The sequence below is a fragment of the Burkholderia sp. PAMC 26561 genome (assembly GCF_001557535.2).
Classification (GTDB): Bacteria; Pseudomonadota; Gammaproteobacteria; order Burkholderiales; family Burkholderiaceae; genus Caballeronia.
The window spans coordinates 1,345,297-1,360,978 of record NZ_CP014306.1; the positions used below are offsets into that span (position 1 = coordinate 1,345,297).

The 15,682-nt window shown below is 58.9% G+C and carries 8 protein-coding genes, 1 pseudogene and 2 CRISPR repeat arrays (1 of these 11 cut by a window edge); of the genes and pseudogenes, 1 reads left to right on the top strand and 8 read right to left on the bottom strand.

Annotated features, from left to right (window positions below; translation table 11 throughout):
- Nucleotides 1–2,129: a CRISPR direct-repeat array (repeat unit 32 nt; unit sequence GTTTCAACCCACGCGCCCGTGAAGAGCGCGAC); it begins 445 nt to the left of the window's first position.
- Between the two features lie 222 nt (nucleotides 2,130–2,351).
- The 7 genes from cas2 to AXG89_RS06390 all read right to left on the bottom strand — a co-directional run bounded on the left by cas2 (nucleotide 2,352) and on the right by AXG89_RS06390 (nucleotide 10,019).
- Nucleotides 2,352–2,639, bottom strand: a complete 288-nt coding sequence (gene cas2 / locus AXG89_RS06360) for a CRISPR-associated endonuclease Cas2 (protein WP_439823439.1) — start codon at nucleotides 2,637–2,639, stop codon at nucleotides 2,352–2,354.
- A 13-nt stretch (nucleotides 2,640–2,652) separates the two neighbouring features.
- Nucleotides 2,653–3,693 carry a type I-C CRISPR-associated endonuclease Cas1c gene (cas1c, locus tag AXG89_RS06365; RefSeq protein ID WP_062168636.1) on the bottom strand — a complete coding sequence of 347 codons (1,041 nt, stop codon included), beginning with the start codon at nucleotides 3,691–3,693 and terminating at the stop codon, nucleotides 2,653–2,655.
- A 2-nt stretch (nucleotides 3,694–3,695) separates the two neighbouring features.
- Entirely contained in the window at nucleotides 3,696–4,340 is a 645-nt protein-coding gene (cas4, locus tag AXG89_RS06370) for a CRISPR-associated protein Cas4 (protein ID WP_062168638.1), read from the bottom strand.
- 4 nt (nucleotides 4,341–4,344) lie between these two features.
- Complete coding sequence (gene cas7c, locus AXG89_RS06375) at nucleotides 4,345–5,217, bottom strand: type I-C CRISPR-associated protein Cas7/Csd2 (RefSeq protein WP_062168640.1); 873 nt, start codon at nucleotides 5,215–5,217, stop codon at nucleotides 4,345–4,347.
- The gene (gene cas8c / locus AXG89_RS06380) at nucleotides 5,217–7,028 is read right to left on the bottom strand and encodes a type I-C CRISPR-associated protein Cas8c/Csd1 (protein ID WP_062168642.1); all 1,812 of its coding nucleotides are present in this window, start codon (nucleotides 7,026–7,028) and stop codon (nucleotides 5,217–5,219) included. The genes cas7c and cas8c overlap by 1 nt, the downstream gene beginning before the upstream one ends.
- On the bottom strand, nucleotides 7,025–7,699 hold the full coding sequence (cas5c, locus tag AXG89_RS06385; protein WP_062168645.1) for a type I-C CRISPR-associated protein Cas5c: 675 nt from the start codon (nucleotides 7,697–7,699) through the stop codon (nucleotides 7,025–7,027). Before cas5c ends, cas8c begins: the two co-directional genes overlap by 4 nt.
- An 85-nt stretch (nucleotides 7,700–7,784) precedes the next feature.
- On the bottom strand, nucleotides 7,785–10,019 hold the full coding sequence (locus AXG89_RS06390; RefSeq protein ID WP_062168647.1) for a CRISPR-associated helicase/endonuclease Cas3: 2,235 nt from the start codon (nucleotides 10,017–10,019) through the stop codon (nucleotides 7,785–7,787).
- A 310-nt stretch (nucleotides 10,020–10,329) separates the two neighbouring features.
- Nucleotides 10,330–13,340: direct repeats of the CRISPR family, unit length 31 nt; unit sequence GTTTCAACCCACGCGCCCGTGAGGACGCGAC.
- Between the two features lie 505 nt (nucleotides 13,341–13,845).
- Here AXG89_RS06390 and AXG89_RS06395 point away from each other — a divergent pair.
- Nucleotides 13,846–14,894: pseudogene (locus AXG89_RS06395) on the top strand (PepSY-associated TM helix domain-containing protein).
- Nucleotides 14,895–14,946: 52 nt separating this feature from the next.
- On the opposite strand, the gene AXG89_RS06400 reads toward AXG89_RS06395, so the two are convergent.
- Nucleotides 14,947–15,672: a PepSY-associated TM helix domain-containing protein gene (locus AXG89_RS06400; RefSeq protein ID WP_062168648.1), complete on the bottom strand. Its 726-nt coding sequence runs from the start codon at nucleotides 15,670–15,672 to the stop codon at nucleotides 14,947–14,949.
- Nucleotides 15,673–15,682: the final 10 nt, after the last annotated feature.

Sequence of the window (15,682 nt, forward strand, 5' to 3'; positions counted from 1 at the left end):
TGGATGCAACAGGAGGCACACCCGTTTCAACCCACGCGCCCGTGAAGAGCGCGACCAACGGGCAATCCGTTCCTCGACCTCTGCATGTTGTTTCAACCCACGCGCCCGTGAAGAGCGCGACAACGCGTTGACCAGCAGCAGCCCGTGGGTTACTCCGTTTCAACCCACGCGCCCGTGAAGAGCGCGACCCAACGACAGCGCCATCGCGCTCAGCGTGTTGCCACGTTTCAACCCACGCGCCCGTGAAGAGCGCGACATCGATGTCCACCGCATCGCAGTTGTTGAGCTCGTTTCAACCCACGCGCCCGTGAAGAGCGCGACCATAGATAGCGTCGATCTTTTCGAGTGCACGCAGTTTCAACCCACGCGCCCGTGAAGAGCGCGACGAAGCTTGAAAAGCGGATCGACCAACTTGCCGACAAGTTTCAACCCACGCGCCCGTGAAGAGCGCGACCTTCGGTTTCGAACCGTTTAAAGAAGAGTGGTCGTTTCAACCCACGCGCCCGTGAAGAGCGCGACGCGCCCGATGCAACGCTGCTCTGCAACTGGTTTGAAGTTTCAACCCACGCGCCCGTGAAGAGCGCGACAGGCAGGTGCCATGTCTCGACGCGCTGAGTACCGCGTTTCAACCCACGCGCCCGTGAAGAGCGCGACTCGCGGTGGCCCAATCTCCGCGCTTCGCCGCCGCGAGGTTTCAACCCACGCGCCCGTGAAGAGCGGGACCAAACCAATGCATCACGGCAAGCGCGCTCTCCTTGCGTTTCAACCCACGCGCCCGTGAAGAGCGCGACTCAAACCCTTTTTGGAGGGACTTACCCGCACCGGAGTTTCAACCCACGCGCCCGTGAAGAGCGCGACGCCAATCGAGGTAAAGATACTTGCGAGCCCCTGCCGTTTCAACCCACGCGCCCGTGAAGAGCGCGACCGCCGACGGTCTTTTTCTTGCGATCCTCACGCGGCAGGTTTCAACCCACGCGCCCGTGAAGAGCGCGACGAGACGATGATCGCCGAGCATATCTCGTACACGCAGTTTCAACCCACGCGCCCGTGAAGAGCGCGACTTGATCGTTAGCGCGTATTGCGCCTCGAGATCGACGTTTCAACCCACGCGCCCGTGAAGAGCGCGACCGGCGGAACACCAATCAGGGTCGCGACGCTGCAGGTTTCAACCCACGCGCCCGTGAAGAGCGCGACGCCGGCTACTTTCATCGAGCCTGCTTCGCCGGTGCCTGTTTCAACCCACGCGCCCGTGAAGAGCGCGACGTGATCGTGCGCCGGGCATATTTTGCAATCAACGTTTCAACCCACGCGCCCGTGAAGAGCGCGACCATCGCATGGGTCAAAGGCTTCAAAGAGTGGCACGTTTCAACCCACGCGCCCGTGAAGAGCGCGACAATATTTTCACTTAACTCCGGAGGTGACCATGCCCGTTTCAACCCACGCGCCCGTGAAGAGCGCGACGGATATTCCGACTGCCGCGGCTTCGTCTTCGGACGTTTCAACCCACGCGCCCGTGAAGAGCGCGACCGGTAGGCACAAGGTGCCATCTAGACCCACCGAGTTTCAACCCACGCGCCCGTGAAGAGCGCGAGTCAGCGACAAACACTTCGCCGTGGCCTTCGCCGTTTCAACCCACGCGCCCGTGAAGAGCGCGACAACCCGTCGGACGCCTCGATCGCGCCGGCTACTGTTTCAACCCACGCGCCCGTGAAGAGCGCGACGATCGCCGGAGAAAACCCTTTCGCACAAGCCTACGTTTCAACCCACGCGCCCGTGAAGAGCGCGAGATAGTAAAGACTTTGATGCAATCTGAGCAATAGCCTACGTTTCAACCCACGCGCCCGTGAAGAGCGCGACGTGCGAATGCAGCGCACGGGGCGCCGCCGAAACCCTACGTTTCAACCCACGCGCCCGTGAAGAGCGCGACAACGCCGCGACCGAGGCGGCTGGAGTGGGGGAGGCGTTTCAACCCACGCGCCCGTGAAGAGCGCGACTCGGTACGAACACGTTTATCCGGTCGCGGGTGACGGCGTTTCAACCCACGCGCCCGTGAAGAGCGCGAACGAACATTCGAACGCCATACTCTTTGCAGATCCAGTTTCAACCCACGCGCCCGTGAAGAGCGCGACCCACCTAACCTAACCCACTGTACTGCCAGACAAAAACCGCCCAATTCCGCGAACCTCTGCTCTTCTGTGGCCCAAACACGCCTCCGTCCTCAAATTCCCACCGTGCTTAAAAAAATCCCTAACAAATTCAACGCCGTGCAAATCCGCGAACCTCCCCGTAAAATCCCGGTCGCTACACGTTCGCACTCGCCCAAACAATCAAACCAAAACGGCAATCCCCTCTCAAACAATCAACGGCGCATTAAAATCCACCGCTTCTTTCGCGCCGATGTGTTCAATCCGCCGCTCCCAGTTATTCCCAAGGAAGTAGAACCGCAAACTATCCACATCGGGATCGATCACACTGACAAGCCGGCGTTTTAACAGCGTCCATTGGGCGGCATCGACTTCAATCTCGAACACCGAGTACTGCACCCGCTGGCCAAAATCCTTGCAGGCGCGAGCGACGCGTCGCAAACGGCGCGCGCCGCCCTCCGTCGATGTCGCCACGTCGTAGCTCACAAGCACCATCATCGTGATGACCTCATTTCCATAAAAACGCCGGATAGGCGTCGATGTCCCCGCGCAAATGCCGTGCGAGCAACTGCGCCTGCACAAACGGCACCATGCCAAGAGGGATTTTTTCATCGAGAAACGGATGCGCGATCTCGTCACGTTTCCGCTCCTGGTAAGCAATGAGCAATGCCTTTCGCGATGTCTCCGTAAGCAGGCACGCACCGTTATCGAGGAAACGGAAATCTTTCTTGTTCAACTGCTTCCGATTGATCATCGATAAAGCCAGCCGGTCTGCAAGCACCGGCCGCATTTCTTCGATGAGATCGAGCGCGAGACTCGGTCGCCCCGGCCGGTCGCGGTGCAGGAAACCCACAGCGGGGTCCAGGCCGACGGTCTCGAGCGCCGAACGGCAATCGTGCGTGATCAGCGTGTATAAAAACGAAAGGACGGCGTTGATTGCGTCGAGCGGTGGGCGTCGACTTCGGTCATTGAACTTGAAGGCAGGATCATCGATACGAACGAGATGCTGAAAAACGCCAAAGTAACTTTGCGCGGCTTCGCCTTCCAGTCCCCGCAACACATCGATCTCGTTTTCACTTTGCAGCCGGCGCGAAATGATCAGCAACCGCTTCTGCGCGCGCTCGAGTTCGAGACGGATCTCGTCGGCAAAACCATCGCCGTAATCACGCAGCGCGCGGTTCAGAACGGCGCGCTGGTTATGTATTTTTCCGGATACCACATTTCGCACGATGGGCGCGGCGCGGACAAGGTCGTCGCTCACGCGATACTGCTCCCGTCGCAGCAGCACGTTTCCCGAGACCGGCCCTTCCACGCGCGCGAGAAAACGACCGTGCATCGATAGATACGCGACGCTCACGCCGGACTCAGCGCAAAAGCCGAGCAATGGCGGCGAAATCATCACGCGCCCGAAGCACACGACGCTTGCCAGCATGTGGATGGGCAACCGGGCACGTTCGTCGCCTTCCACTTCCATCACGACATTTGCGCCGTCTTTTTTGAGCCACGCGCCTTCGGTGGTGACGTACAACGTATTGAGTTGTCGTCGCAAAGTTAGTCCTCGAGTTGCGCCGCGAACCACGCTTTCGCCGAAGCATGTCGACCCAACATTTGTGGCCGGCAGTCATCGATCAGCGAACACGAGTCGCAGCGGCTTGCTTCATAACGCGCGGTAGGTGTGTGGCCATCGCGAACGAGCGCGCGCACGGCATCGATCGTGCCGATGGTCAGCGCGCGCAATTCTTTATCGATGGACACAACACGACGGCGGCGCGTCTTCCCGTAAAAGAGCGCGCCTTCCTGGATGGACTGCTTCAACATGTATTTCAGACACAGCGTCTGGGCGCAAAGCTGAACTTCGTCCGCCCGATGCGCTTTCGGTTTGCCGCGCTTGTATTCGACAGGGTAAGCGCGCTCGACATGTTCGCTATCCTGACCATGAAATTCCACGACATCGGCAACGCCGGCAATACCCAGATCAGCGTTCGATAAAGGCATTGCCGTAACGGTGCGCACGCCTTGCCGGTTCTCCGCGTGGGGTGTGTCGGCGCGCTCGTGCAAAACACGACCCTCGGCGGTGAAGAGGTTCTCGCTCCATATTTGTTCAACGTGGATCAGCGCGCATTGCCGTGGACAAAACAGATAATGCTGGAGTGCGGACAGGGCGATGGTTTCGTCGACCGCGGGTGTGCTTGTCATCGCATCAGATTTGATGGATAACTTCGACGCCGCTCGGAATTTTCGACTTATCGACGGACACGTTGTAGTCGGAGAAACGTCGTGCCGGAAGTTCGGCGCCCTCTGTCACGCGATCGACTCTGACTGCATCGAAAAGCGTATGCGCCGGCGCATTGCCCAATGCGCTCTCGTGCTTGAACACGATAAGCCTGCGCGCCGCCATTTCGCCGCGGGCAGCCGAGCGGTCATGCTCAAACATGTTGGTCAGCGAACGCCACACGAGTTCGAGATCGTCGTTGGTGAACCCGGTGCGCTCTGCAAGTTTCGCCGATATGAACCCATGCGCACGATACAGACCATAGGGGAGGATGTGCTTGCGGCCCATGGTGCGATCCGAGTTCTCCGCGTCCTTTTCGTTTGTCACGCACATGCGCGTGATGGACACTTCCATTGGCACGACGGGTTCTATCGACTGAGCAAAAGCTAACTGGATCGGGCCGCGCACTTGTCCGCAATTGACGCCCGTGCTCATGACTGCGCCAAAAGCACGGATGTCGAAGAAGTTCGTACACATCCACTTTGTGAGCGCTTCGGCATCTTTGGGATCTTTAGGCAATTTCTTGTCCGCCGGCACAAGGTTGAGCGCTTCATATCCCAACTTATTCTGGAGATTGAGGACCGCTTTTTCCTGCATGTAAATAGCGTGGCCGGCCTTATTATCTTTTTCCAGCGTGACGTAGTTCCGGATCTTCCGTTTCAGACAGACATCGGTAACCAAACCCAAATTGGTTTCGGGATCGACGCGCGGCAGATTGCCAGCATCGGGATCACCATTCGGATTGCCGTTGGTGACGTCAAACAAATAAACGAACTCGTAGCGATTGGCGATAGTGGTCATTAAATGGTCTCCAGAGTTTCATCGGGAACGTTCACGGTCCCATCCTTGCTGACTTTCGGTCGAAATCGCTCGTTGCGCTGGTGGTAATAGCCGATAGCGAAGCGGCCTTGATCTTCAAGGCGGAGTGTCTTCGGAAATTCGCAGCCAAGCTCTTCAATGATTTGCTGCGCTTCTTTTTCGAGCGATATTGCGAGGCCTTTGCCCTTAGGATCTTTCATCGCCTTGGACAGATGATTCTGGGCGCCTCGCATCAGAACGGGAAAGACGCCCGCGGGCATAGCCGAAGCCGATCCGTAATATCGATCCTTGATGCTTGCGCTAACTGAGTGCAATGCGGCTTCCTGAATGCTTTCCAGCACAGAAAAAAGTCGTCCGAGTAAATAACCCGGCGTAGTGACGCTTCTATCCAGACTCACAGGTACCTCCTGTTGGTGATCTTTGTTGTTGAGGCGCTGATCTCGCCTCAAAACTGCTTTGCACAATGCGGCGCGCAATCCGGAGATATCACCGTCGGCACGCATGCGCATGATTGCCGCGCTCAATAAATTTCGCGGGTAACGGTCTCCGCTAAGTATTGAGCGCATCACGGAACCCGCTAAGAGCGGTGGAACGTTTTCAGTCTTCTCCTGAGCGGCGATGGACGCAAGCAAACGCCACACGGCGGGGGGCGTTTTCCAGGGACGCGGCTCAATGGCAAGGTCGTCGTAGTGCCGCGCAAGCCGCTTCGCGAATTCGCCCAGACCTTCAGTGAACCAATAGCGCACCGAGAGCCGCGATGCGTTCGGCGATAAACCGAGCACGAATATCCGGGTCTCGGCATCCAGATTCACGTCGAGGTAACGCATGGCGCGTCCTTCCGAGACTGCATCAAGCGCCTGTTTGAGCTTCTCGGCTTCGGCGGAGTCGCTAGGCGGCGGTTCCAGCGCACTAAAGAAAAAGTCTTCCGCGGCCTCTTGCTCTTTCTGACTTTTAGCTTCCGCCCAAAACACGACACTTGCATCGCCGATTTGCACGCACTGACGATGATGCGGATCGCGCAGCAGCAGGTAATTCAGAACCGTCGTATACGCGAACGCCGCGTGTACCGATACAGGCGCATTCCCGCCGCGGTCCTTGCCATAAGAATCAAAAGCGTCGAGATTGAATGAAACGATGGACGCGCCCGACGATTGCGCGCCCCACACGCCCTTGATCGCTGGATGAAGCCGCGCTATGGGACGTGTCTCGCCGCTCACCAGACACAAGCCAAGCGGGGAGTCGTCGGCCGCGCTGTATCGCTTGATCAACTCCTGCGCTGCGGCGCGTTCGTGGATGTATTCCTGCTCACCATCCAGCCGAAACACAATGTTTGCACCGAAGATCGCCGGTCCATGTTTGACGATGGCTTCACACTGCTGCCATTGATCGGGAATCCATTCTTCGATGAACTTACGCAAGGCGACAAGGCCGTCGTCGGTGGCATCGGCGAGACGCTCCAGGTGAAGCGCCTTGAACACGCCATGCGATCGAACATTTAACGTCGGGACATCGGAGTCTTTCCTGTGCTCCACGCCGAGCACGAACGCGGTCTTGTCCCATAGGAAAAACGGCGGCGGCGCGGTGCCCGATCGCTTGAACGATGCCGGGACAGTCAGCATGACCCATTTCGATTTTTTGTCGCTGGGATCGCTCAGGCTGATGATGTCCTGAACCTTTCCGTGGCGGTCCAGCAGAATGCAGTAGCCGATCTTTTCCTGTGTCAATCCGAACGCCGGGACTTTTCCCTGCGCCGCGAGGCGTTCGTAATATTCCACGAGCGATTTGAAGATCATGCTGCACGCTCAGCGAAGCGCAGCGCAGGAACATCGATCCATCCATCCTTGATCGATGCCCTGAAAAAATGCGGCGTCATGCCGTTATCGAAATCGATGTCGTGAAGTATCCAGCCGAGATCTTTTTCGGCAATCAGCGATTGGTGCGGCGTCGGTGCTGCGGCATCGCCTTCAAGCAAACTAAAATCAGCGGGGAATTCACGCACGCCGAGACATGGCGTCTGGAAGCACTGACCTTTGCGCGCACGCCGATTAAAAATGTCGAGATGCTTGCCGATGGAATCACCTTCTTCGACTTTGTCTGTCAGCGTGAAATGTGCTTCGATCACATAGGCTACGTCTCTGAGAATAGATGCAGCGCGCTGTTGACGGTCTTCATCGACGTAGTTGGCGAGGCCTTCCAGCGTGCCTTTTTTCATGGCCGAGCGCGCGCTCGATGCCGGAATCTTGCTGGCAACTTCATTGCGGCGAATGGTGTCGAAGCGGATCTCGTTCAGCACCTGAATGCGATCGATGACCCAGCGAATCGCGGGTTTCCAATGGATGGCTTCCACAATGCCGCGCGCGGCCGAAGGTGTGATGACGTCGTAGGACACGCGCTCAACTTTCATTTCCGGGCGCGTGAACAACGCCCTCTCGCCCCTTACTAGCAAACGAATTCCGTATGCCACCGTTTTCTCCTCTATTTGACGCAGGACATCGCCGCCCGATGCCGGCTCGCGGCTTCAGGCGGACGCAACCGATTGGAAATCCGGGTTATTGAATGAGGCTGTCTGGATCGAGCAGCATCGTGCCGTCAAGCTGCAAGCCAAAACGGTCGTTGTATAAGTTCATGGTGATCAGTTGCATGAACTGCGTGCCGTATTTGTCGGGCGCGACCGGTTGAATGGCGCCACTGGCGGCAAGTGCGTCGTGCGCGTTGCGCGGAATCTGTATGAGATACGGTTGCAGCTTTCGTGCAATGCCACCGCAGCTTTCCGTGTGTTCGAGGTCTCGCAGCAGCGCCTTGCATTCGCCGTCAGCGGGAATGATCACCGGCATTTGCACGCTTTCGATCATCTGGAACTGTTGATCGACAAGCTCGAATTTAAACGCTGCGATCTCATCGGCCTCGATTGTTCCTAACAGATTGCATCCGTCAAGTTTGTCCGCGCCGATCTGCCAATAGAGCGCGCCGAAGTATTCATTGATCGCGGCGATTGATAGCGGGTCAGCCTTGGCGGCACGCATGATTTCTCGCGCTTTGTCGGCGAGCGGCATTAATGCTTTTGGTGGCGCCCAATCGGGGTTTGCCGTTGAAAAGACTTCGACGATGCTCTCTGCGCGCGATCTCTTTCCGCTTCGATTGCAGCGACCGGCCGCCTGAGCGATTGAATCCAGCCCGGCTTCGGCGCGCAACACGTACGGAAAATCGATATCGACGCCAGCTTCAATCAATGACGTCGATATAAGGCGGCACGGCTTTTCCTTTTTCAGCGTCTCGCGCACTTCGCTCAATACGCGCGTTCGATGTTTGGGGTACATCAGCGTGCTCAAGTGGCGCGCGCCTTTCTCATCTGCGATCGACGCGTAAAGCGCCTGCGCATGCCGCCTGTTATTGACGATGGCGAGCGCCTGCTCGTGGTCGCGCATGCGCTGGGTCAGGGCGTCGTCGTCAAGCGTGCCGGCGGATACTATGGTGACGCGCGCCAAGGTTTCAAACAGTGCCTCTGGATCGGGCGCAAGTTCTATCACTTCCTTGAAGCCGCCCACAAACTTCGGCGCGTTGAGGGCGGGTTGTGTTGCAGTGCATAGCACGACGCTCGTTCGATAATTGAGCGCAAGTTCGTCGAGCCCGGCTACGCACGGGCGCAGCAGTTTCAGTGGGAGCGCCTGAGCTTCATCGAGAATGACAACGCTGCCCGTAATGTTATGCAACTTGCGGCATTGAGACGGTTTCGATGAATACAAGCTCTCGAAGAATTGCACCGATGTCGTCACGATAATCGGCGCGTCCCAGTTGTCCATCACGACGCGTAACTTTGCCGCAGCTTCCGGATCCTTGCCGGGCGTTGGAACGAACGCGCTGTGATGCTCAAGCACGGCGGCATCGCCCAGATCGCCGAATGCTTTCTTGAACACAGCCGCATTTTGCTCAACGATGCTCGTGAACGGAATCACGAAAATCACGCGGTCGAGGCCATGCGCGATGGCGTGATCGAGCGCAAATGCCAAAGAGGTCAGCGTCTTGCCGCCGCCAGTTGGTACGGTCAGCGAGAACATGCCGACGCGATCATTTGTGTGCGATCGGGCGTGCGTGAGAATTTGGGCGCGGGTTATATCGAGGGGCTTTTCGACTTTGAACGTGCCTAGATGTGCGTCTAGTTTTGCGCGCAATTCAATGAGCGTCGGTTTGGGTGTGTCGCGATCGAGCGGACGATTTTCTATTTTGGAATAGAAGCGGTCGGTATCGAGGTAATCGCCATCTACGACGCACGAGAAAATCATCCGCGTCAGAAGGGACATTTGAAACTGCGGGCGGTCCGCGTTTTTATGCCATGTGGTTGGCGCCATTTCCCTCGGCGTTGCCGGCAACGTCAGGTCTTTCAGGTAGTCGTTGAACAGGGGAGGAAGATCTGCGGCTAGTCGGCCGTCGAGCGGAGTGCGTGTTCCAGGGTCGCGGCCGTTTGCCAATCCCGCGTGGTGACCTGCAATACCGTAGGCCATCATGCGGCCTAATGCGCCGTATTTTTCGGATGCAACTTTAGCGCCCCATGTGGCATGGTCCACGCGTTGACCGCCTCGGATTCGCTGTTGGTATGCGTCAGTGTATTTGCCGAGATCGTGCAGCTTTCCAGCCGTTTCCGCGAGGACGGTTGCGTTGAAATGTTTGGCCGCTTGGCCCGCGAGTTTTCCCACTGCGTTCAGATGATCTGGGAGTGTTTGCCAGTCAGTTTCGTCAGCGTTAGACGTGGAGTGTGCGTGGAAAATTCTTGTCACGGGCGTCGCCATTTGGAATGGTTGGCAGGCGTTTTTACTCGTTGGGATCGGGCGGTTTGGATCGCCGCTTTATCGATGTTCAACCTGCAATTCGCAGAGCTTACTATCGGCGGTATCTTATAAAATGAATTTATTGTAATTTTTGAGTGAGTTGGTAGGGCCGCGGAATGACCTAGCTTGATGTCATTCAAATTTCCGACTGTGTGCAGGGGGGGGGCGCGGCGTTTTGTCGCTGTGGAGCGTCGCGGTCTTGACTGTTTTTTCCAACCCGCCTCGTGAATGCTCGACGATTCGAGCGCGGTGGCCGTGTGTACTTGCGCCACTTTTAAGTCACGCGCCCGTGGGGACGCGACCTTCGTACGTCCAGACCTCCTGGATGGTTGAGTGTTTTCAACCCACGCGCCTGTGAGGACGCGACTCACCGCGCCATTACTCTTTGCCAGTTGCACCAGTTTCAACCCACGCGCCCGTGAGGACGCGACCGTTTTGCTTTTCGACGTTGCCGTCCCTACCGGCGTTTCAACCCACGCGCCCGTGAGGACGCGACACCCGCGCCTGGTGATGCCACGGGGTGTTGAGCCAGGTTTCAACCCACGCGCCCGTGAGGACGCGACTGTGACGTGCATCTCCAGGCGACGGGCTGGATCGTTTCAACCCACGCGCCCGTGAGGACGCGACTGGATCAATCGGCGCGCGAGTTGAATGCGGCGCTGTTTCAACCCACGCGCCCGTGAGGACGCGACTCGAGGGTTATGGCGGCGTCGATGTGACGGTCACCGTTTCAACCCACGCGCCCGTGAGGACGCGACCGCGCGCAATCGGGCGACGAAACTGCACTTAACGGAGTTTCAACCCACGCGCCCGTGAGGACGCGACCAGGTGTCATTGAATAGATCGCACTTGCGATATTGTTTCAACCCACGCGCCCGTGAGGACGCGACTATCAATGGCTTATGGAGCAAGTAAAGTGAGTACGTTTCAACCCACGCGCCCGTGAGGACGCGACTCATCGGCGACAAAAACAACGACGTTCTCGAAGTCGCGTTTCAACCCACGCGCCCGTGAGGACGCGACATCCGGCTCGGGCAAAGTACCTACAGCACCAAGCAGTTTCAACCCACGCGCCCGTGAGGACGCGACATCTCAACGAGAATCTCGTCGCCGTCCGTCAAGTTGTTTCAACCCACGCGCCCGTGAGGACGCGACAGGGCAAGAGTGGCGATGACGAGTGTTTTCATGGCGTTTCAACCCACGCGCCCGTGAGGACGCGACGAGCAGGCGGCTCGAGTAATCGAGCACTTCCGGCATGTGTTTCAACCCACGCGCCCGTGAGGACGCGACGATAGTTGCAGCTCCGCCAAACGTCGATGCTGGCGTTTCAACCCACGCGCCCGTGAGGACGCGACGGTACGACCCAGCCGCAGGGCTGGAACGGCCTCAAAGTTTCAACCCACGCGCCCGTGAGGACGCGACCCGAACGCGTCGTTGGCGACATTGCAGGCGCCGTGGCGTTTCAACCCACGCGCCCGTGAGGACGCGACATCGACGTCCATACAAAGCAGCACCTGTTTGCCGGTGTTTCAACCCACGCGCCCGTGAGGACGCGACGGGATGCGATGTGTGACTGATGCTTGTCAACAATCGTTTCAACCCACGCGCCCGTGAGGACGCGACGCGTGGCGCGTGCGGCTTGCCAAGCCTCCCAAGCGTTTCAACCCACGCGCCCGTGAGGACGCGACGCTGTGCTCCCTTTCAAGTTGGGATAAGCATGAATGGTTTCAACCCACGCGCCCGTGAGGACGCGACGCTGACCCAAACATCACATCCAGACCAATTGTCTTGTTTCAACCCACGCGCCCGTGAGGACGCGACGCGCACCACATCGGCCGTTACGCCGCTGTCGATGTTTCAACCCACGCGCCCGTGAGGACGCGACGCGGCGTAGCAGGGATGGATCTCGTTCACGAGCTGCCCGTTTCAACCCACGCGCCCGTGAGGACGCGACGGCACGACGAAACGCGGTCGCATCTCGCTGGGATCGTTTCAACCCACGCGCCCGTGAGGACGCGACTGCAACCCATCGCGCGAGAAAGAATCCGCCGATCAGGGTTTCAACCCACGCGCCCGTGAGGACGCGACGCTTGATGCGCGTGGCATGTTCCCTGTCCCTGAAAAGTTTCAACCCACGCGCCCGTGAGGACGCGACGAAACCTGTTGGATCACTGCTTCGATATCGACAACGGTTTCAACCCACGCGCCCGTGAGGACGCGACCGCCCGCGCGCGGTGCTGTGGTCAGCCGCAGACCGTTTCAACCCACGCGCCCGTGAGGACGCGACTCGCCTTGACGCATTGCCGTCTCGATTGCGATCAGGTTTCAACCCACGCGCCCGTGAGGACGCGACGCGTCGCGACCCTGATTGGTGTTCCGCCGGGCGGCCTGTTTCAACCCACGCGCCCGTGAGGACGCGACCCTGAGGTGTGGATCGCGGCGGCCAGCATCGAATCGTTTCAACCCACGCGCCCGTGAGGACGCGACGAGTTTTATCTCGCGCATCGAAGTACTAACCCATGTTTCAACCCACGCGCCCGTGAGGACGCGACTTTGCGTAAGGCGGACGATACGTGTCCACTGCCGTCGTTTCAACCCACGCGCCCGTGAGGACGCGACGTCCCGCCACGTTTCTGCAAGCGCGTTATTTACGTCGTTTCAACCCACGCGCCCGTGAGGACGCGACCCTGGCGGTATCCGTCCCTCGTCCACCGCGAGCAGGTTTCAACCCACGCGCCCGTGAGGACGCGACACAATGCCCCGCGATGACCGCAGGGCATTCTTCGGTGTTTCAACCCACGCGCCCGTGAGGACGCGACGCGTGATTAGGATTTATCGTATGGAGGCGCTAATATTGTTTCAACCCACGCGCCCGTGAGGACGCGACTAAGTTAGTCAAAATATACCGACGGAGGGGGCTGGTTTCAACCCACGCGCCCGTGAGGACGCGACGGCGGGCGCACGACGTTGCTGGTTGACGCGTTCCGGCTGGTTTCAACCCACGCGCCCGTGAGGACGCGACTCTAGAAAATAAAGAACGGGCGAGCTGATGAGCCCGTTTCAACCCACGCGCCCGTGAGGACGCGACACCGGCTGCGCGCAATGATCTACGTTGATGGCCCGTTTCAACCCACGCGCCCGTGAGGACGCGACGACGGTGCCGATCCAATACACCGTGGGCGGCGGCGGTTTCAACCCACGCGCCCGTGAGGACGCGACGAAGCGGGAGATATCCTCGCGCTCAACGATGCGTTTCAACCCACGCGCCCGTGAGGACGCGACCTCATCCCATGTAACCTACTGTTTTCAAAGCCACCAACACCTTCGTTCCGCGAACCTGCTGCAAAACGCTGCTTAGCATCGCCAAGAAACTGCACAGCCAGCGCCTCATCCATATAAAACCGTTACGAATCTGGCTTCTATCATTCCGCGAACCTCCCCGTAAAACACCGGTCGCTACCGGTTCGCGCTTGCCAGTCTCATCGACCCAACTCAAAGCCCCCGCCACACATTAACGCCACAAAACCGCCTCATAAATCACCCAACAAACCCGGCTGAATATTACCCCAAGCAATTTCGTTCTCCGGACCATTAAGCAAACCGAAAGGCTGGGCCGCCGACGTATATAATAATCATTCTCATTTAGACGCCAACTGGACGCGTCCAACGCCCCACTCGCCCAGCAACCCAACCAGAACGAACTGCAATTCGCCTCATGCTCACCCCCCAATCCCTCCGCACCTGGTCCTTCGTCCATCGATGGACGAGCATCGTGTGCACGGCCTTCATGCTCTTGCTGTGCCTCACCGGCTTGCCGTTGGTCTTCGGGCACGAGCTCGATGTGCTTCTGGGCGATGCCATCGAAGCTCCCGAACTCCCGGCGAACCAAGCCAACGCACGCGCAACCTACGACGCCATCCTGAAATCCGCGCTGACGAAAAATCCCGGCCACGTGCCCCAATACATGATCTGGGAGCCGGATGAACCCATGCTGCCGATCATCGTTACCGCGCCGCGCGCCGATACGCCGCCCGACGACACCCAAAGCACCACCATCGATGGCCGCACGGCCAAAGCGTTAGGCGCGCCCCCGGGCAAGGGATCGCTGAAATTCATCCTGCTGAAACTGCACGTCGATATGTTCGCCGGCCTGCCTGGCAAGCTGTTCCTCGGCGCGATGGGCGTGACGTTTGTCGCCGCGATCGTCTCGGGCGTGGTGGTCTATCTGCCGTTCTGGAAGAAGGTCGGTTTGGGTCGCGTGCGGATCAAAAGTCGCGGCGCATCGCGTGGCTCGATGGCCACAACGCGCTCGGCATGCTGACGCTGGTCTGGGCGCTGCTCGTCGGCGCCACGGGTTCCATCAACACGCTCGCCGACCTTCTGCTCGATGCCTGGCGCAACGACCAGCTCGCGCAAATGCTCGCGCCGTATCAAGGCAAACCGCCGGTCGTCGCAACCGCGTCCATCGACGAAGCGATAAAGACCGCGCGCAACACGGCGCCATCGATGATTCCCTCGTTCGTCGCATTTCCCGGCACGCGTTTCAGCAGTCCGCATCACTACACGGTGTTCATGCGTGGCGACGGCATCTTGACGACGCGGATGCTGCGCCCGGTTCTTATCGATGCCGAAACCGGCGCGCTCACCGATTCGCGCGAATTGCCGTGGTATTTGAAGTTGCTGCTCGGTTCGCAGCCGCTGCACTTTGGTGATTTCGGCGGCATGCCGCTGAAGATCTTCTGGGCAGCATTCGACGTACTGACGATCGTCGTGCTGGGCAGCGGCTTGTATTTGTGGTTATCGCGTGGGAACAAGAACAAAGCCAAGCCCGCGTGAACGAAAAAACCCCGCACGTGCGGGGGTTGTTTATTGAATCAACTAGCAGCGCTTACATCAACCCCATCCAGACCATCGCAACAATCGAAGCCGCCACGATCACCGCGCCGACGGTCTTGCGTTTGTTCAACTCGGTCCACAACAACACGCCGGTCAGCGACAACAAGATGATGCTGCCCGCGAGCGTATCGATCAGCAGCACCCAACCCACGCTCAGGCCCACGCCCTTGTGCAGATTGCTCATGGTCGAAAGAAAGCTGTTCTCGCTTTTCTTGACCGATACAAACCCGTTCCCCACCCAATATTCCGCCGATACCGACCCGCTGGGCGACGCCACCGTCACCGTCCACTGTTCCGGCTGCATGGTTTTCTGATCGCCCCAGCCCACCGCATGCGCCGGTTCACGTTTCGCCCGGCCGAGATTGCCTTCGAGCTTGAGTTCTTTCTTGAGCCATTTGCCGAGGTCCATCGGCGACTTGAGGCCTTGGGCGGGCAGCGCCAGTTGCATCTGCGAGACCTGCGGTTCGCCGCTCGAAATCCTCAACGGGCCCGCACGATGATTCAGCAGGAAGCCGGTCGAACCAAAGAGCAACCCGAGCACCGCGCCCCACAATCCCACCCATCCATGCACTTTGCGTAGCCATTTGATGAACGTGGCGCGGCGCGAACGCTGTTTGCGGGAAATCTGGTCGGCGTCGTCGATGTGCCTGCCGCCGTGCGGCGCGTACTGCATCGTGGTCGCGTTGGACGCGGGATCAAGGGTTTCGGGCGCGTTCACGCGTCTCTCC